The sequence below is a fragment of the Vulgatibacter incomptus genome (assembly GCF_001263175.1).
Lineage (GTDB): Bacteria > Myxococcota > Myxococcia > Myxococcales > Vulgatibacteraceae > Vulgatibacter > Vulgatibacter incomptus.
This window is the reverse complement of sequence record NZ_CP012332.1, coordinates 3,468,630-3,485,367: the sequence shown is the minus strand read 5'-3', so window position 1 is coordinate 3,485,367 and position 16,738 is coordinate 3,468,630. Positions and strand designations below refer to the sequence as shown.

18 protein-coding genes are annotated in these 16,738 nt (G+C 68.4%); 9 read left to right on the top strand and 9 right to left on the bottom strand.

What is annotated here, in order from left to right; translation table 11 throughout:
• Positions 1–57 precede the first annotated feature (57 nt).
• A complete protein-coding gene (locus tag AKJ08_RS14515) occupies positions 58–945 on the bottom strand; it encodes a TetR/AcrR family transcriptional regulator C-terminal domain-containing protein (protein ID WP_050726722.1) in 888 nt (295 codons plus the stop codon).
• 46 nt (positions 946–991) lie between these two features.
• On the opposite strand from AKJ08_RS14515, the gene AKJ08_RS14510 reads away from it, so the two are divergent.
• The gene (locus AKJ08_RS14510; RefSeq protein WP_240475355.1) at positions 992–2,260 is read left to right on the top strand and encodes an FAD-dependent monooxygenase; all 1,269 of its coding nucleotides are present in this window, start codon (positions 992–994) and stop codon (positions 2,258–2,260) included.
• On the opposite strand, the gene AKJ08_RS14505 is transcribed toward AKJ08_RS14510, so the two are convergent.
• The gene (locus tag AKJ08_RS14505; protein ID WP_050726720.1) at positions 2,251–3,189 is read right to left on the bottom strand and encodes a helix-turn-helix transcriptional regulator; all 939 of its coding nucleotides are present in this window, start codon (positions 3,187–3,189) and stop codon (positions 2,251–2,253) included. The two genes, AKJ08_RS14510 and AKJ08_RS14505, sit on opposite strands and share 10 nt — an antisense overlap.
• An 85-nt stretch (positions 3,190–3,274) precedes the next feature.
• On the opposite strand from AKJ08_RS14505, the gene AKJ08_RS14500 reads away from it, so the two are divergent.
• Entirely contained in the window at positions 3,275–4,276 is a 1,002-nt protein-coding gene (locus AKJ08_RS14500; protein ID WP_050726719.1) for an SDR family oxidoreductase, read from the top strand.
• A gap of 43 nt (positions 4,277–4,319) precedes the next feature.
• On the opposite strand, the gene AKJ08_RS14495 is transcribed toward AKJ08_RS14500, so the two are convergent.
• A complete protein-coding gene (locus tag AKJ08_RS14495) occupies positions 4,320–4,607 on the bottom strand; it encodes a LysR family transcriptional regulator (RefSeq protein ID WP_050726718.1) in 288 nt (95 codons plus the stop codon).
• Between the two features lie 98 nt (positions 4,608–4,705).
• Here AKJ08_RS14495 and map point away from each other — a divergent pair, with 98 nt between their 5' ends.
• On the top strand, positions 4,706–5,455 hold the full coding sequence (gene map / locus AKJ08_RS14490) for a type I methionyl aminopeptidase (RefSeq protein ID WP_050726717.1): 750 nt from the start codon (positions 4,706–4,708) through the stop codon (positions 5,453–5,455).
• An 87-nt stretch (positions 5,456–5,542) separates the two neighbouring features.
• On the opposite strand, the gene AKJ08_RS14485 is transcribed toward map, so the two are convergent.
• From AKJ08_RS14485 to AKJ08_RS14465, 5 genes are all read right to left on the bottom strand, one after another.
• On the bottom strand, positions 5,543–6,451 hold the full coding sequence (locus tag AKJ08_RS14485) for an NADP-dependent oxidoreductase (protein WP_050726716.1): 909 nt from the start codon (positions 6,449–6,451) through the stop codon (positions 5,543–5,545).
• A 145-nt stretch (positions 6,452–6,596) separates the two neighbouring features.
• Positions 6,597–7,241, bottom strand: coding sequence for a Yip1 family protein (locus AKJ08_RS14480; protein WP_050726715.1), 645 nt, complete (start codon positions 7,239–7,241; stop codon positions 6,597–6,599).
• A 64-nt stretch (positions 7,242–7,305) separates the two neighbouring features.
• On the bottom strand, positions 7,306–8,223 hold the full coding sequence (locus AKJ08_RS14475; RefSeq protein ID WP_157370710.1) for a hypothetical protein: 918 nt from the start codon (positions 8,221–8,223) through the stop codon (positions 7,306–7,308).
• Positions 8,224–8,437: 214 nt separating this feature from the next.
• Positions 8,438–8,773, bottom strand: a complete 336-nt coding sequence (locus AKJ08_RS14470; protein ID WP_050726713.1) for an ArsR/SmtB family transcription factor — start codon at positions 8,771–8,773, stop codon at positions 8,438–8,440.
• Positions 8,760–9,218: an SRPBCC family protein gene (locus AKJ08_RS14465; protein WP_050726712.1), complete on the bottom strand. Its 459-nt coding sequence runs from the start codon at positions 9,216–9,218 to the stop codon at positions 8,760–8,762. Before AKJ08_RS14465 ends, AKJ08_RS14470 begins: the two co-directional genes overlap by 14 nt.
• A gap of 183 nt (positions 9,219–9,401) precedes the next feature.
• Here AKJ08_RS14465 and AKJ08_RS14460 point away from each other — a divergent pair, with 183 nt between their 5' ends.
• The 6 genes from AKJ08_RS14460 (at position 9,402) to AKJ08_RS14435 (ending at position 14,906) form a co-directional block, all read left to right on the top strand.
• A complete protein-coding gene (locus AKJ08_RS14460; protein ID WP_050726711.1) occupies positions 9,402–10,208 on the top strand; it encodes a GNAT family N-acetyltransferase in 807 nt (268 codons plus the stop codon).
• 165 nt (positions 10,209–10,373) lie between these two features.
• A complete protein-coding gene (locus AKJ08_RS14455; RefSeq protein ID WP_050726710.1) occupies positions 10,374–10,763 on the top strand; it encodes a YciI family protein in 390 nt (129 codons plus the stop codon).
• Positions 10,764–10,869: 106 nt separating this feature from the next.
• Positions 10,870–11,262, top strand: coding sequence for a YciI family protein (locus AKJ08_RS14450; RefSeq protein ID WP_050726709.1), 393 nt, complete (start codon positions 10,870–10,872; stop codon positions 11,260–11,262).
• Positions 11,262–12,509: an RNA polymerase sigma factor gene (locus tag AKJ08_RS14445; RefSeq protein WP_050726708.1), complete on the top strand. Its 1,248-nt coding sequence runs from the start codon at positions 11,262–11,264 to the stop codon at positions 12,507–12,509. Before AKJ08_RS14450 ends, AKJ08_RS14445 begins: the two co-directional genes overlap by 1 nt.
• 203 nt (positions 12,510–12,712) lie before the next feature.
• A complete protein-coding gene (locus tag AKJ08_RS14440; protein ID WP_050726707.1) occupies positions 12,713–13,708 on the top strand; it encodes a lactonase family protein in 996 nt (331 codons plus the stop codon).
• Between the two features lie 61 nt (positions 13,709–13,769).
• Positions 13,770–14,906, top strand: a complete 1,137-nt coding sequence (locus tag AKJ08_RS14435) for a hypothetical protein (protein ID WP_157370709.1) — start codon at positions 13,770–13,772, stop codon at positions 14,904–14,906.
• Positions 14,907–15,054: 148 nt separating this feature from the next.
• Here the strand turns inward: AKJ08_RS14435 and AKJ08_RS14430 are convergent, their stop codons facing one another.
• A complete protein-coding gene (locus tag AKJ08_RS14430; RefSeq protein ID WP_157370708.1) occupies positions 15,055–16,680 on the bottom strand; it encodes a hypothetical protein in 1,626 nt (541 codons plus the stop codon).
• Positions 16,681–16,738 lie beyond the last annotated feature (58 nt).

The following is a 16,738-nucleotide window of genomic DNA, read 5'->3' as shown; positions in this document are numbered from 1 at the left end:
AATCCCTGGAGAGTCCCCTCGATGGGCGACCGCTCCCTGGTCCATCGAAGCCGAGCGTCAGCTGCGTCGCTGCCGCTTGCCCTCGAACATGGGCGTGAAGCCATCGAGGAGCGCTCCGAGGCCCAGCTCGAAGAGCGCGTCGAGGTCCGGGTCGAAGCCCTCGCTGAGCTCGGCGAAGATCGCGGCGAAATGCGGGTAGGCGCCGCTCGACATCGCCGCTCGGAACGCCGCCTCCTGCGTGCGCATGTGGTCGTCTTCGGAGAGGCCGGTCTCTCCCGTCGCCTGCGCGTCTGCTTCGAGGTTGACCGCGAGCCCCTGGATGAAGCCGTGGAGGAGGATGTGCACGAGGAGCTTGTTCGCGGCGTCGAGCCTGGTGCCGTCGAGAGCGCGCATCACCCAGTCGACGAACCCGAGCGAGCTCGGGAGCGCCGTGGGGCGACCGATCTGCATGAGCCGAGCGAGCCACGGATGCCGCCTCATCATCTGCCACTCCGTCCGCGCCGAAAGCTCGATCTGGGCCCGCCACCCGCTCGGCGGTCGTTCGGGGAGGGGCAGCTCGCCCAGAGCCTGGTCGACCATGAGCGCGAGCAGCTCGTCCTTGCTTCGGACGTGCCGATAGAGCGACGTGACCGGCGCGTCCAGCCTGGCAGCGACGCCACGAATCGAGAACGTCGCCAGCCCCTCCTCGTCGGCCACTCGTATGGCCGCGGCGACGATTCGCTCTCTCGAGAGCTCCTGGCTCGCGACCACCATCCCCGAGCGAGGGACGGCCTCGAGGAGCCCGGCCTGGGTGAGCTCGCGTAGTGCCCGGGCCGCGGTGGCGTTGGCGACCTTCCAGCGGCGGGCCAGCGCGCGCGTCGAGGGTGCTCGCTCTCCGGGCGCGAGATCTCCCGCGTCGATGCGTCGACGCAGGTCCTCCACGATGGTCACGTAGGTGGTCCTCATGCGATCTGTACTAACACAGAATCTTCCATGTTTGGCATGATGTGGCGTGAAATTCGGGGAATCGACTCGTAAATTCGGAGCACCGATTGCGTGCGACGTACGCACTGCTCCGGAGGTTCCCATGACGCGACGACGGATTCTCATCTCAGGCGCCGGCATCGCCGGTCCGGCTCTCGCCTGTGCACTCGACCCCAGACTCTGGGACGTGACGGTGGTCGAACGCGCTCGGGAGCTCCGCCCTGGCGGGCAGGCCGTCGACTTCCGTGGGCCCGTTCACCGCGAAGTGCTCGACCGGCTCGACCTCTGGGGTCCGATCTGGGAGCGTCGAACCCGGGGAACCGATCTCGTGTTGCTCGGACGATCGGGCAAGCCCGTCGCCCGGATGCCCTCGGTGATGATGAGCGGAGACGTGGAGATCCTGCGGGGCGACCTCTCGCGCCTCTTGGTCGACCGAAGTGCCAGCGCGGGCGTGCAGTACAGATTCTCCGATCGCATTGCCGCACTTCGAGCGGACGCGGACGGCGTGGAGGTCGGCTTCGCGAGCGGCTCGAAGGAAACCTTCGACCTGGTGGTCGGCGCCGACGGCATCCACTCGGGCGTGCGCGCGGTGCAGTTCGGGGACGAATCGAAGTTCCTGCGCCACCACGGCTACCTGCTGGCCACGTTCTCGATGCGGAACGTGCTGCGGCTTTCCGGGGAGGCGCTGGCGTACAGCGTGCCCGGGCGTTCGGTGATGATCTCGGGCGACGGCAGTGAGGTCGGCCGCGCGCAGCTGATCTTCGCAGGGGCTCCGCTCTCCCGCGGCGAACGCAGCGACGCGAGGGCGCTGCGGCGTCGGGTGAGGGAGGCCTACAGGAACCTGGAATGGGAGGTGCCTCGCGTGTTGGAGGAGCTCGACAAGTCGACCGATCTCTACGTCGATCAGATCGCCACGGTGAGGCTGGACCGCTTCTGTCAGGGACGGGTGGTGCTGCTCGGGGACGCCGCCTGGGGCGGAACCCTCGGTGGGCAGGGGACGTCCCTGGGAATCGTCGGCGCGTACGTGCTTGCCTCCGAGCTGACGAGTGCGGGCGCCGACGTCGAGAACGCGCTCGCTCGATACGAGGCGGCCATGGCTCCCTATGCCCGGGAGAACCAGAAGGGCGCCGAGCGAGCCGGCTCCTTCTTCGCTCCGAAGACGCGCGCGGGGCGGCTCTTGCGTGACCTCGCGTACCGCGCGCTCACCTCACGCCCGCTCATCGGGCAGTTCGAGAAGATGGTGAAGGCGAGCGCGACCGACTTCACCTTGCCTTCTCAGCCGGCGCTTCAACCGTAGGTGGCATTGAAGGCGGTTCCGATCGCACGGAGCCGGCTCCGCAGGTCATCGGGGGCGAGCACCTCGACGCCCGTCGGCGCATGGCAGAGCTGCGAGACCGCGATGCTCTCGCGTTCGAAGTCGACGACGGTCTCGCCCGCGGCGATGTGGCCGTGCTCCGCCCGAGGCCGGAGCGCGCGGAGCGCCGCAGCTCCTTCCTCGGTGAGGCGGAGCCGCACTTCGTACACGGCGCGCTTCTCCGCGAACCGGGCGCTCCATTGCCGCCAGAACGTCGGCAGATCGAAGTCGGCCGGCCTCTCGAAGGTCTGGTCGAGGAGGGTTGATCTCTCGATCCGAGACCCTCGGAAGACCGCTGGGCCACGCGACGTGATCGCCACCAGGTACCAGCGGTCGGCCTTCACCACGAGGCCCTGGGGATCGATCAGGCGACGGCTCCGCGTTCCGTCGAAGTCGACGTAGGCGAGGCGGATGCGGCGGTTCTGCCAGACCGCCTCGCGGAGCGCTTCGAGGTGGGGAACCTCCTCCGGTTCGCCGAAGAACGGCGTTGGATCCACGTGGAGGCGCTGACGGGCGTAGGCGATCACCTGCTGCTGCGCAGGAGGGAGACCGAAGCCGAGCTTGGCCAGGGCGCTGCGGAGCGGGAGCCGGAGCTGCAGGTCGCCGAGGGCCGGCGATTCGCCGACGGACGCGATCGCGTGGACCTCGGCTCGGGTGAGACCTGTGAGCTCCGTGCGGAAGCCGTCCATCAGGGAGACGCCGCCACCTGGACCACGAACCGCCTGGACAGGAATGCCCGACGCGGAGAGCGCATCGAGGTCCCGATACACCGTGCGCTCGGAGACCTCGAGCTGGTCTGCGAGAGTTGCCGCGGTCCACCCGCTTCGGCTCTGGAGCAGCAGGAGAAGACGAACGAGGCGGTCGGCGCGCATGAGCCGAGAAGTAGCACGGATTCCTGACAGGAGATGTCAGGAAGGGCCGCGCATCATCCATCCGTACTCAAAATGGAGGCACGAGATGGGCAAGGCATTGGAAGGAAAGGTCGCGCTGGTGGCGGGGGCAACTCGCGGCGTCGGAAGGGGGATCGCGCTCATGCTCGGCGAAGCGGGCGCGACGGTGTGGTGTAGCGGGCGCAGCGTACGGGGACAGCTCGCCAGCGGAGAGGGCCGGCCGGAGACGATCGAGGAGACCGCGGAGCTGGTCGGTGCGCGAGGCGGGCGAGGGATCGCCGTCCGCACGGATCACACTGTGGAGTCGGAGGTAGTCGCGCTCTGCCAACGAATCGAGCGGGAGTCGGGGCGGCTCGACCTCCTCGTCAACGACGTTTGGGGCGGCGACGCGCTGATCGAGTGGGGAAAGCCGTTCTGGGAGACCACCCCCGGGAACGCTCGCTCGTTGCTCGAGCGGGCGATCTTCTCGCATCTCCTCACGAGCCGACATGCGCTCCCGCTGCTCCTTCGTGCGGAGCGGGGGCTCCTGGTGGAGGTCACGGATGGCGACTTCTTCGGCTACCGCGGGAACGTGCTCTATGACCTCGTGAAGATGACCCTCATCCGCCTGGCGTTCGCACTCTCCCGCGAGCTGCGCGAGACGCCGGTGACGGCGCTAGCGGTGACGCCCGGATACCTGCGATCGGAAGCGATGCTCGATCACTTCGGCGTCACCGAGGCCAACTGGCGGGACGCGATCTCCCACACGCCCGACTACGTGTCCTCCGAGACGCCGTGCTTCGTCGGCCGTGCCATTGCGGCCCTCGCCGCGGATCCGCTCGTCCGCCGAAAGGCCGGCCGCGTCCTCAGCTCCTGGGGCCTCGCCCGCGAGTACGGCCTCACGGATCTGGACGGCTCCCGCCCGGATTGGGGCGCCTACTTCGAGCAGAAGTACGGTCGAGCGCCGGTCGCCGACGATGCCGCGTACGCGTCGTGGCTCGACAGCCCGATGGATCTCATCTTCCCGGACGGCGTTCCCGATCTGAACCAGAGGCCTGGCTCAAGCGCCGGGGACGTCGTCGGCTCGTAGAGCGGTCGATTTGCCACCGGCTGGGCGCCGGTCGCGGTCGGAGTCAGTCTGGCTCGCTCGGCGGGCCTGCGGCGCGCGGCGGGCGAACCGCCTCGATGGCGGCGTCGACCTCCGCCAGGACCCGCCGGGCGTGGATGAGGAAGGTGTCGCCGGCTTCGAGGAGCCGGACCCCGCGGGGCGTCCGCTCGAAGAGCGGCGTACCCAGCTCCTCCTCCAGGTATCGGATCTGTCGGCTCAGCGGAGGCTGGGACACGAAGAGCCGCTGGGAGGCCCGGCCGATGTGTCCTTCCTCTGCGATGGCGACGAAGTAGCGGAGCTGGTTCAAGCTCATGGTCGGAACGTAGCACGTGTGGGCGCTGGCCTCTCCCTGCCTCCCGATACCGAAAGGGTATTGGATTCTGGGGCCGCCGCAGCGGCAACCTTGGGAGCATGGCGATCGAGATTTTCGGACCGAAGGATTACGCAGCGCTGCGGCGAGCGGGACGCGCTGCGAAGGAAACGCTGGAATACGTGGCGGCCCGCCTGGCCGCGGGCATCACGACCGCGGACATCGACGACTGGGTGCGCGCGGACACCGCCCGCCGGGGCGGCACACCCAGTCAGCTCGGCTACGAGGGCTTTCCGGCGGCCGTCTGCACCAGCCGAAACCACGTGGTCTGTCACGGGATCCCCAGCCCGCGCGAGAGGGTGCAGAGCGGCGACATCCTGAACGTGGACGTCACGACCGGTGTCGATGGATTTCACGGAGACACCTCGGCGACGTTCTTCATCGGCGAGCCGTCGCCGGAGGCGCGCCACGTGGTCGAGGCGGCGCGGCGTTGCCGGGACGCAGGGATCGCAGCGGTCCGGGCGGGCGCGCGGCTTGGCGACATCGGCGCGGCCATCGAGGAGCAGGCGAGGCGGGAAGGGTGCAGCGTGGTGCGCGAGCTCGGCGGACATGGCATCGGCCGGACGATGCACGCGGACCCCCACGTGCCGCACTTCGGCCGGGCGGGCACCGGCCTGCGGCTTCGGGCGGGGATGGTCTTCACCATAGAGCCGATGGTGAACCTGGGCGGTCCGGAGGTCCGCTTCCTCGACGACGGGTGGACGGTGGTTACCGCCGACGGAAGCCTGTCCGCCCAGTTCGAGCACACCGTGCTGGTGACCGAGGACGGTTGCGAGATCCTGACGGCGTGAGGAGCCCCGAGCGGCGAACGGAGGATCGCGGCGAGGCGGAGGCTATTCCGTCCGCTGCGCCAGATCGCGGCCAGCGCCTGATCCCTGTCAGCTCATTGTGAGCACGATCTTCCCGGTGCCACCCTTCTCGGCCTCCCGATGTGCCTCCGCTGCCCTCTCGAAGGGCAGCGTGCGGCCGATCGGGATCCGGAATTCGCCGCGGCTCGCCGCCACCGCCATCCTTTCGAGGATCTCCGCGTCCGGGTGGGCCTTGAAGGCATGTACTTCGAGATCGTGCTTCGACGCTCCGGCCGGCGCGCCGAGGACGGTGCCGATCGTCCCGCCTTTCCTCACGTGGGGAAGCAGCTTCTCGAGCGTCTTGCCGCCCACCGTGTCGGCGATGAAGTCCAGGTCCGGCAGATCGTCGATCTCGCTGTCGTCGTCGATCGCGATCACCTCGTCGACGCCCAGCGCCTCGGCCTCCTCCTTCTGGCTTGACCGAACACCTGCGAGAACCTGGGCGCCTCGCTTTTTCGCGGCGTAGACCGCGCTGCGCCCGACGGCGCCCACGGCTCCGGTCACGAGCACCGTTTCGCCGGGGCCAGGCTTCGTCTGCTCGTCGATGAGCTCCACGCCCGTCGTCACCACGAGGGGAAGAGCCGCCGCTTCCACGTCTTTGAGCCCGTCCGGGATCTTCGTGAGCTTGTCGGCATCGGCGGCCACGTACTCGGCGTAGCAGTGCGGGACGAAGCCCATGACGCGATCGCCCACCTTCAGCGAGTCGACGCCAGTGCCGAGCTCGACGACTTCGCCCGCGACGTCGAAGCCGAGCACCGCCGGTGCCTCGGGGGACGGGCGTTTCGAGAGGCCGCCTTGCCGGATCTTCCAGTCGGCCGGGTTCACGCTCGTGGCGGCGGTGCGGATTTTCACCTGCCCCGTCCCTGCGGACGGCTCGGAGATCTCGCGGAGCTCGAGCTGGTTGGCGTCTCCGAAATCGGTCAGGACGATGGCTTTCATGCCGCAGGCCTCCATGGCGCGTCCGTCCCGCGCCCGATGAACCCAATTTGGGGACTCCGGGCGGGTGCGCAACGATGCGGAGGGAAGGCGCCTGCGGATGCAACGGTCGGCCGGATGCGCGACGAGGGCTCGGGCGGGCTGCGGATCAGAGGATCGCGAGCACGACCTTCGTGACCACTTCCGCGACGATGATCGCGCCGATGGACGTGAGCGCGAGCTTTGCGCCACTCAGGCGGGAGACGGCTCGAAAGCCCGTGACCAGCAAGGAGATGAACCAGATCACGAGCACGATCATCAGGATCGCTCCGATGATCATCCCCGGGTTCGCTCTCCCGGTCGTCGCTTCTTCGAACGCGTGCCGGAGGAAGCCGGCCACCGCCCCCGCCACCACGAGAGGAGCCCTCGCCACGCCCACGACTGCCAGGAGGTCTACGAATTCGCCGCGGTGTGCAATGAGACGGGCCGCGCCCCAGAAGATGAGCGCGACGACCGGCCACGCCAGGACCAGATCGATGATCGCCTGGGGCCAGGAGACGGGCATTGCAGACAGGTGCGCGTCGAGCGCCCCATCGAAGCGAACGTGCAGCCGGGACACGACGAGCTGGAGCACCGCCACGACGGTCGAGATGATGAGGGCCTGTCGGGTCCCAAGATGCTCGATCGGTCGGGTGAGCAAGCTCTTCGCGGTCGCGGGAGGAGAGTCCAGCTCGGCCATGCGCTTGTTCGCCTCCTCGGGGCTGATCTTTCCTGCGGCGAGCATTTCCCGGATGCGGTTTCGCTCGGCGTCCACGTCGACCTCCCCTCGCGCCTTCCTCGAACATGAGACCTGCGCAGCCGTCCGGCAGGCGGCGGGGCTACGGTTCGCCCATCAACCGCTCCACGCCTGCGAAGTCGCAGCCTAAGCTGAAATATGGGCCCCAGCTCGGCCCGATGCCGAGGTGTTTGTCACCGAATGGAAGCTGGTAGCCGTATCCCGCCCGGAATTTCGCGGGGCCCATGCGGAGCTGCAGCAGCAACGCGTTCGACCATCGCCCGAAGCCGTAGGCATAGGAGCCGTCCTCCTGCGCTTCGCCTGCGCCGCTGCAGCCCTGCGAGACCTTGCAGTCGATGCTGACGAAGCCGATCGCCGTCGTCGCCATGAGGTCGAGCGGCCCGACGATCCTCCGGATGACGCCGACGAAGAGGTCGGCGTTGAACGCAAAGCCGTCGAAGCCGGGCTGGCGCGTGTCGATGGAAGGGATTCCAACGCCCACACCGAGGGCGAGGCGCCATGGATCGCCCTTCGATTCTCCCATCAGGACGAGGCTCGTGTTCCGGAGGTCGAAGTTGTCGAGGCTCAGCACGACGGTGCTCGGCTCGAGGAAGGTCGAGCGCCCTTCGAGGAGGCGGCCGTCGATCGGGAGTCGGTTGGCTGCCGAGCGGACCGCGCCGAGGAGCTCGTCCTGGTCGGCTGCGCGAATCGTCTGCTCCGCCAGCGTCGCGTAGTCGGACGTCCGGACGAGCTCGACGCGCAGATCGAGACCGCCCTGATTCCCCGTGAGCAGGGAGGTCACCAGGTAGTCGATCGACTCGCAGGGCCCGTCCTGGCAGCTCTCTTGCTCGCTCACGACGATCCAGTCGCCCCCTTCGAGGGCGCCTTCGAGACCGGCGCGGATCTCGTCGGTGGTCCACTCGAGGATCTCGTCGCCGACGCCGATGCCCTCCACGTCGAGGAGGCCGATCCGGCCTGCAGCGAGCGCCCCTGCCGGACATAGGGCGAGGACGGCGAACACGAAAATCGACGCCGAGCGGAGGAGAGACGCGGCACGCGGACGCAGCATGATGCACCGGAGCGAAGGCGAGCGCGACATGCGCCCGGCTGGGCGAGGACGAAGAACCGCCGCTCGAATTCAACCCGGCTGACACTTTTTGCGACCAACGCTTCTACCGGGAGCGGAGGCGCGGGTGCGGAGGGATTCGTGAGCGGCCCGCATCCTCGGAGGGCGATCAACCTTCGACGAAGGCGCGCAGCCGCTCGAGGGCGTCGTCCCACTCTCGGGCGATCGAGTCGAGGTAGGCGCGGGCTTCGCCGATTCGATTGGGCTCGAGCTCCCAGAGCCGCTCGCGCCCGCGGCGATGGCTTCGCACCAGCCCGGCGTCCTCCAGCACCTGCAAGTGCTTCGTCACGGCCTGGCGGGAGATCCGGAATCGGGCGTGTAGCCTCGCGCTCGTGGCCGTTTCCCCCGCGGCGAGCTGTCGAAGCAGCCTCAAGCGCGTCTCGTCGCCCAGCGCGGAGAAGAGAGGTGCGGCCTTCTTCGCCGCGAGCTTGTCAGGCCTCGACATGCTGGCGGATGTTCTCGAGCTGCTGGGCCCAGCCCCCGTCGTTCATGCGGAAGGCCGTCGCGCGACGCTCGGGCGGTAGCTGGTCGAAGCCCGACTCGGTGACGCGGAGGTGGGTTCCTCCCTCGACGTCTTCGAGGTGGAACTCGACGAGTGTCATCGGCTCGGAGGAGTAGTCGACACCCGGCTCGACGGCGTAGGGGTGCCAGCGGAAGGCGAAGAGGCGTTCGCCCTCCATCCGGACGACGTCGAGCTCCATCGCCACGTGCTCGAAGCCGGGATGGGTGATCGTGCCGCGCGTGCGCTGGCCGACTGTGAAGGCGCCCTCGAGCTTCGCGCGGAACCACTCGCCGAACTCGGCGGCGTCGGTGAGCGCACGCCAGACCCGGGATCGCGGCGCGCGAAGGACGATGGATCGATCGATCTTGTCGGGGCTCGTTTCGGACATGGGCAACCTCCTGGTTGCACGTTATTCGCCCGCTCGATGATGAGCAACCAATTGGTTGCGTGAAGGGCAGGGCGGCGCTCCGGGCGGGGTGTTTGCGTCCACGATGTGGTCCCGCTCGCCCGGCCTTCGCCAGCGCGGTTTGCACTCTGCTAGATTCGGCGGATTCAAGTCCGAGGAAAGACCATGCAGATCCGAGACGCTGCAGCCGATGACTACGAATCGTACTGCCAGCTCTTGCCGGAGCTACAGACCGGCGATCCCGTTCCGAGCCGCGAGGCCTGGATCGACAACGTCATGCCCGGCGCGATCCTCGTGGAGTCGGACGGCCGTGTCTTGGGCGGCGGTTGGGCGCGCCTCGTAGGTCGCTGGGGACACGTCGTCCATGTGATGGTCGCGCGGGAGCACCAGGGCCAGGGGGTGGGCCGACGCGTGATGGACGCTCTCGCGGAGAAGGTGCGGCGCGCGGGCTGCACGAGCTGGTACCTCAACGTGAAGCGCGACAACGAGGTGGCGCTGCGGCTCTACTCGTCCTTCGGATTCCACGTCCATCGGGAGACCACCGTGCTCCGTGTTTCCTGGTCGGTGATGGACTCGCTCCCGCGCGACGGGGAGGGCGCAGCCACGGGGCTCGCGGATCCGGAGGACGACGCGGCGCTCGAGGAGCGATGGTCGCTATTGCCCGGCAGCGTCTCGGCGGCCCGCGCACGAGGCGAGCTGCCCGTCCGCCTGGATGGCACTCTCGAGGCTTTGGCCCTCTTCAGCCCATCGTTCCCTGGTGCGTCGTTCTTTGGCGTGGAGAGGCTGACGCTCGCGCGTCCGATGCTTGCGGCGCTGCAGTCGCACGCACCGGGCGTCGAGAGGATCTCGTTGACCGTGATGGAGCCCCGGCTCGCGAACCTGTTGCGAGAGGGCGGCGCCGAGCTCCGCTTCGAGCTCTTCCAGCTCCGCGGCGAGATCCCGCCGAAATCGCCAGAGCGACCCGCACCATGAAACACCTGCGCATTGCCGTGGCGGACCGCCTCGCCTGAAGGCGGGATCGGCGCCTCGAGTCCGGGTTGGCGAAAAATGCGGCGGATGTCGAGAGACGCGGCCCGGCTCCGACTACCGGTAGAGGGCGTTCCAGGGTAGGGCGCTGGAACACGAAGGGAGCCGACCATGAAGTACATGCTGATGATTCACACGCCGAGGCCGTATCGGGTGCTCAGCTGGCCGCAGACGGACCTCCAGGCGCACATGGCGTTCATGACCCGCTTCACCAAGAAGCTGGGCGAGGCCGGGGAGCTCGTGGCGGGGGAAGAGCTGGCCGGCCCGGAACAGGCCCGACTCGTCCGAGCCGGGAAGGACGGCGCGCCCGTCACAGACGGTGTCTTCCCCGAGGCGAAGGAGTTCCTCGCGGGCTACTGGATCGTGGACGTCGACCACGCCGAGCGTGCCTACGAGATCGCCGCAGAGGCCTCTGCGGCGCCAGGACCTGGCGGGGCGCCCCTCAACCTGGCGATCGAGGTGCGTCAGGTGATGAGCGGTCCTCCCGAAGACCTGCTCTGATGCCCAGGAACAAAAATTTCGGGGCCGATGTCGAGAGACGCGGCCCGGCTCCGACTACGGGTAGACCGCGCTCCAGATTGGGGCGCTCGCACGAAGGGAGTCGACCATGAAGTACATGCTGATGATGCACACGCCGAGCGGGGGGCCGTACCAGATCATGAACTGGCCGCAGAAGGACTTCCGGGCCCACATCGACTTCATGATCCGCTTCTCGAAGAAGCTGGCCGAATCCGGGGAGCTCGTTGCGGGGGAGGGGCTCGCCGGCCCGGATCAGGCTCGACTCGTGCGAGCCGGGAAGGACGGCGCGCCGATCACGGACGGCGTCTTCCCCGAGACGAAGGAGTTCCTCGCGGGGTACTGGATCGTGGACGTGGAAAGCCCCGAGCGTGCCTACGAGATCGCCGCGGAGGCATCTGCGGCGCCAGGTCCTGGTGGGGCGCCTCTCAACATGGCGATCGAGGTGCGCCAGGTGATGAGTCCTCCTCCCAACGAGCTCTGATGCCCGAGGATTTGCGGACCCTGCTTCGGGAGATCGCGCCCCAGGTGCTGGGCGCGGTCACCCGTCGTTTCCGCGACTTCGCCGCGGCGGAGGACGCGGTCCAGGAGGCGCTCCTCGCCGCGGCCACCCAATGGCCTCGTGACGGTCTTCCAGAGAACCCCCGGGCGTGGCTGATCCGCGTCGCGGCGCGGCGCTTGACCGATCAGGTCCGGGCCGAGGCGGCGCGCCGCCACCGCGAGGCGATCGTGGTCAGCCTCGTGCCTCCGGAGGAGCAGATCGCCCTCGCCCCTGACGAGGATGGAGCCGGTCGGGACGATTCCCTCGACCTCCTCTTCATGTGCTGCCACCCGGCGCTCTCGCCGTCGTCGGCCATCGCCCTCACGCTTCGCGCGGTGGGCGGCCTGACCACGCTCGAGATCGCCAGGGCGTTCCTGGTTCCGGAAGCGACCATGGCCCAGCGGATCAGCCGGGCCAAGCAGAGCATCCAGGCTTCGGGGATCGCCTTCCAGGAGCCGACGAAGGAGGAACGCGCCGAGCGGCTGGGGGCCGTGCTGCACGTGCTCTATCTGATCTTCAGCGAGGGATACACGGCCTCGTCCGGCCCGGCGCTCGTCCGCACCGATCTCTCGGGCGAGGCGATCCGTCTCGCCCGCATGCTCCATCGCCTCGTCCCTGGGGAGAGCGAGGTGGAGGGGCTCCTTGCGTTGATGCTCCTCACCGACGCTCGCCGCGAGGCGCGCACGGGTCCGACGGGAGAGCTGATCGCCCTCGACCAGCAGGACCGATCTCTCTGGGATCGAAGCGCGATCGAGGAGGGCGTTGAGCTCGTCTCCACTGCGTTGTCGCGGGGATCGATTGGCCCCTACCAGCTCCAAGCGGCGATCGCGGCGGTACACGACGAGGCGGCCACGGCCGAGGAGACGGACTGGCCGCAGATCCTCGCGCTCTACGGCCTCCTGATCCAGATGTCGGACAATCCGATGGTGGCGCTCAACCACGCCGTCGCGCTGGCGATGGTGCACGGACCGGTGGCGGGCCTCGCTCGCCTCGACGAGCTTGCGGGAGATCGGCGCATCTCGGAACATTTTCGAGTCGATGCGGTTCGAGCACACCTGCTGGAACGGAAGGGCGATCGAGAGGCCGCGATCGCGCACTACCGACGAGCCGCGGCCCGAACCACGAGCCTGACCGAGAGAAGCTACCTCCTGATGCAGGCGGCTCGGTTGGAAGAGAGCGATCCAGGCTGAATTGGTTCTGGAAGAGCGCTCGAAGACACGCTCCGCGCCCCCGAGATGCTCGGCGCCGCGTCCGGGCGCACGCAGTCCTTGCCGCCGAACTTCCCGCATGATTTCTGGCGGGCATGTACGCCTCGTCGAGCCTGCTTCGCCTCACGGTCCTGGTTCTTTCAGCCTCCGTTCTCGCCGCTTGTGGATCCGGCACTTCATCGGAAGTGAAGGCCCTTTCGTCGAGCTGGTCCTACGAGGCCTCCGGGCGCGCGAGCGGCGTCGCGGTGCGGCCCAACGGCGAGGTGGTGCTCGCTGTGGGTATGGGGCCGGCGCCCTTCGACGAGGGCGGCGGGGCGGTGGTCTTCGAGCCCTCGGGCCGAGTGGTCGCCGAGCTGCCCATGGTCCTGCCGCGAAGCTGCGACATCTGCATCCGCCAGCACTTCTATCCGAAGCAGCCGCTGGCAACCCGAGCCGGCGACGTCTGGCTCGGCGATTACAGCCACAACCTCTTCCGCCTTGGCGCGGACAACGCGCACACGCTCGTGTCGATCGACGATCGGAGCGGCGTCTCGATGGGGATCTTCGGTGTCGACGGGAGCAGCGCGCTGGCGCCCGACGGCGAGCGGATCTTCGTGGCGGCGTTTTCCCTGGGCGTGGTCGAGCCGGACGGCGCCTTGGCGGAGACCTTCGACTTCGGCTCGGTGGTGCGCCAGGTCACGCACGTCGACGGATCCACGTACGTGGTGAACGTGACCGGCGCCTTCGACAAGACCGGCACCGTCGTCCGCTGGAACGCAGCCACGGACGATCGGGCGACGCTGGAGCTTCCGAAGCCGGTGGTGGCCCTCGCGTCCGCCGAAGGGTGGACGGTCGCGGCGGTCGAGGTCGCCGTCGGCCGCATCGGCCTCTACGAGCTCGCGCTGGTGGGCGCGGCGCCCTCTGCGAAGGCGCTCACGGAGCTCGACCTGCCGACGGGACCCGTGGCCCTCGCGCTACGGCCCGGCAAGCGCCAGGTACTCGCCGCATCGGGCGGAGTCGGCGTCGTGGACAATCGCGGCGACGTCACCATCCTCGTGGGCAGCGCGGTCCTCGTCGACGCGGACGAGGGGCCGATCGCCGTCGCGGACGTGAGCAGCGTCGCTGGGCTCGCCCTGAGCCCGGACGGCAAGACCGCCTACGTCGCGGACAGCGGAGGCCTGAAGGCCTTCCCGCTGCCGTAGCCGCTCTCGGGAGCTGCGGCTCTGGGCCATGAGCGGGGCCGTGAAGCCTTGCGGAGGAACGATGAGCTACGACCTGCGAGTATGGGGCCGCAAACCAGGCGATTTGTCCGCATGTCTGAGCGCGAAGCGAGGATGGACCGAGCACGACGGCACCTGGACGCTCGAGAAACGTTCGTGGCAGATCGTCGTGACGACCGCTCAATCCGTCGAGCCAGAGGACGTTCCACCAGGGGCAGCCGAGCTGCTGCCCGGCGTATCGGTGCTCGTGGAGCTCTCGCTGGAACCGGTCTCCGCATGGTTGGGAGCGCGCCTGAAGCTCCGTTCAATCGCTCGATCCATCGCCGCCGAATTTGCCGGGCTCGTCGAAGACCCGCAGCGAGGCTCGCTGGCCCTTCCGCGCGGAGAGGTGAGGTACGAGAAGCCGAAACCCGAGAAGCGGTTTTCGGTCGTCGAGCTGTCGTGGTGGTTCATGGAGTCGCCGCTCCGGACCGAGGGCGGCCTGTCCGAGTTCCTGAGCATCCTCGCCCGTCACCTCCCGGAGGCAGTTCCACGGCGGTATGGGTTGTGGGAGCCGCCGGAGTACAAGACGGACCGGACGGGCATCGACGCCCTCGTGAGCTTCATGGCGAAGAATCGAGATGCCGTGTTCTACCCGTCTCGGCCCGTCCTGGGATTCAGCCTCTCGGACCGCGGCGAATCGAAGTCCCCGACCCGTAACTTTCGGAGCAATCGGTTTTCTCTGCAGGTCGAGGTTTCGGCGCTCCAGCAGCCGGGATGGGAGCAGGCGCTCCGAGGCCTTTGGCGAGACGTATCGAGCTTCCTTCGGCCGTTCTACGGGGATGTGCGAGTGCTGTCCGGCTATATCCGGCGCTTTTCGTTCGTCATGCGGGACAAAAAGACCCAGGAGCATCCGGTTCGGGCATCGTGCTGGAGGGGCATCCCATCGACCCCCGCGCTGGCATTCGTCCTCGGACCGCCGTATTCGCAGCTCTGGCAGGTTGCCGACGCGGTTCGCGACGGCGACCTCGCTTTCGTCGAGCACCCTCAGTGGTCCAGATGCGAACCGCTCGATCTCGTCGTCCCGGCTGATCTCGCCCAGCGATGGGACCCTTCGTGGGTGAAGAGCGAAACCGGAGGGTACACCGTCAACTGGTGTGACGAGTATCCGGCGACATGGCCCTTCTCGCCCGGCGAATGACGCTCGTACCGGGCTCCGCTCCGAGCATCACCAAGGGTGGTTCTCGAGCGGAACGGCCGCAAACCCTCTCGGGCGACGCTTTGGGAACGACAACGCTTTGGTGGTGCGGCGCCCGGACGACCGAGGCCGGGCGCCGACCATTCGAGGCTCAGGGGCCGACGCATTCCGGGGCGTAGGAGCACACGGACTCGACACACGTGCCGGAGACCGCGCCGCTGTCGAGGCTCGGGCAGTCGGCGTCGGCGTCGCACGTCCGGCGGATGCGGGCCCAGTCGAACCTCCAACCGAACTTGTAGGTCGAGTTGAAGTCATTGACGTAGAGCTGAACCCGGCAGTCAGACGAAGTGACCTCGAAGGGGATGGCGGGCGTCGTACTCCAGGACAGCTCGCCCGGTGAGGTCCAGGACAGGCCGCCGCCGACGATGCAGTCGGCGCCGTTCGTCGGGCGCACGCCCATGCTCGTGTTCGAGCTCTCCGATTGCATGAGTCGGAAGTCGGCCACGTAGCGGCCTGCAGGCAGCCAGATCGACGGCCCGCCTTCGAGCTGGAGCCAAAAGAGGCCTGCGTTCGCCACCAGGATGTGACCGAACGGCGATTCGCTGGTGCTCACCTCCGAGAAATACCCCGCGTGGATCCGGCCAAGATCGGCCAGGCTGACCATCGTCGCGCCGCACCAGGTCTCGCAAGGCTCGATGCGGGTGTTGCCGCCCGCGCACACGCCGCAGCCGTCGAAGGCTGCGGAGCCGCCGGGGACACCGTTGCAGTCCAGAAGACAGGGCTCGAGGCCGGTCTCGCCTTCTACGCAGGCGCCGCACTCGTCGACGAAGGCGGTGCCATCCCGGTCGCCGTTGCAGTCCTTGAAGCAAGGCTCGAGGCCGGTCTCGCCTCCCACACAGGCGCCGCACTCGTCGAGGGTAGCGGTGCCGTCCCGGTCGCCGTTGCAGTCCATTACGCAAGGCTCGAGGCCGGTCTCGCCTCCCACGCAGGCGCCGCACTCGTCGAGGGTAGCGGTGCCGTCCCGGTCGCCATTGCAGTCCAGGATGCAGGGATCGATGCCGGTGTTTCCGCCAGCGCACTCGCCGCAACCGTCGATGGCAGCGGTGCCGCCCCAATCGTCGTTGCAGTCCTGGGCGCAGGGCTCGAGGTCGGTGTTGCCGCGCGCGCACACGTCGCACTCGTCGACGAGGGCGGAACCGCCCCAATCGCCGTTGCAGTCCTGGGCGCAGGGCTCGAGACCGGTCGTTCCGCCCACGCAGGCAGCACATTCATCGCGGAAGGCGGTGCCGCCCCACTCGCCGCTGCAGTCCTGCGCGCAGGGCTCGAGGTCGGTGTTGCCGCCGACGCACTTGCCGCACTCGTCGCGGAAGGCGGTGCCGTTCTGGTCGCCGTTGCAGTCCAGCGTGCAGGGCTCGAGCTCGGTGTTGCCGCCGACGCAGTTGCCGCACTCGTCGCGGAAGGCCGTGCCGTCCTGATCTCCGTTGCAGTCCAGCGTGCAGGGCTCGAGCTCGGTGTTGCCGCCGACGCACTTGCCGCACTCGTCGCGGAAGGCCGTGCCGTCCTGGTCGCCGTTGCAGTCCAGCGTGCACGGTTCCAGCTCGGTGGTGCCGCCTACGCAGGTGCCGCATTCGTCGAGGTAGGCGGTTCCGCCGACCACGTCCGCGCAGTCCAGGGCGCACTCCGCGGAATCGCAGGCCGGCTCTGTTGGGTTTTCGGTGGATTCGCAGCCGGCCAAGAGGGCGGCCACGAGCATGGGTAGGACGAGACGTGCGCGCATGATGTTTCTCCCCTGATACTCCCCGTATCAACGCGCGCGCCTCTTAGTGGCTCGCCGG

Excerpts from the sequence above, each read along its gene's own strand:
- AKJ08_RS14495 (WP_050726718.1), bottom strand. The coding sequence starts at position 4,607 with ATGAGCTTGAACCAGCTCCGCTACTTCGTCGCCATCGCAGAGGAAGGA.
- map (WP_050726717.1), top strand. The coding sequence starts at position 4,706 with ATGGCGATCGAGATTTTCGGACCGAAGGATTACGCAGCGCTGCGGCGA.
- AKJ08_RS14430 (WP_157370708.1), bottom strand. The coding sequence starts at position 16,680 with ATGCGCGCACGTCTCGTCCTACCCATGCTCGTGGCCGCCCTCTTGGCC.
- AKJ08_RS14460 (WP_050726711.1), top strand. The coding sequence starts at position 9,402 with ATGCAGATCCGAGACGCTGCAGCCGATGACTACGAATCGTACTGCCAG.
- AKJ08_RS14455 (WP_050726710.1), top strand. The coding sequence starts at position 10,374 with ATGAAGTACATGCTGATGATTCACACGCCGAGGCCGTATCGGGTGCTC.
- AKJ08_RS14470 (WP_050726713.1), bottom strand. The coding sequence starts at position 8,773 with ATGTCGAGGCCTGACAAGCTCGCGGCGAAGAAGGCCGCACCTCTCTTC.
- AKJ08_RS14515 (WP_050726722.1), bottom strand. The coding sequence starts at position 945 with ATGAGGACCACCTACGTGACCATCGTGGAGGACCTGCGTCGACGCATC.
- AKJ08_RS14500 (WP_050726719.1), top strand. The coding sequence starts at position 3,275 with ATGGGCAAGGCATTGGAAGGAAAGGTCGCGCTGGTGGCGGGGGCAACT.
- AKJ08_RS14450 (WP_050726709.1), top strand. The coding sequence starts at position 10,870 with ATGAAGTACATGCTGATGATGCACACGCCGAGCGGGGGGCCGTACCAG.
- AKJ08_RS14435 (WP_157370709.1), top strand. The coding sequence starts at position 13,770 with ATGAGCTACGACCTGCGAGTATGGGGCCGCAAACCAGGCGATTTGTCC.
- AKJ08_RS14465 (WP_050726712.1), bottom strand. The coding sequence starts at position 9,218 with ATGTCCGAAACGAGCCCCGACAAGATCGATCGATCCATCGTCCTTCGC.
- AKJ08_RS14485 (WP_050726716.1), bottom strand. The coding sequence starts at position 6,451 with ATGAAAGCCATCGTCCTGACCGATTTCGGAGACGCCAACCAGCTCGAG.
- AKJ08_RS14445 (WP_050726708.1), top strand. The coding sequence starts at position 11,262 with ATGCCCGAGGATTTGCGGACCCTGCTTCGGGAGATCGCGCCCCAGGTG.
- AKJ08_RS14505 (WP_050726720.1), bottom strand. The coding sequence starts at position 3,189 with ATGCGCGCCGACCGCCTCGTTCGTCTTCTCCTGCTGCTCCAGAGCCGA.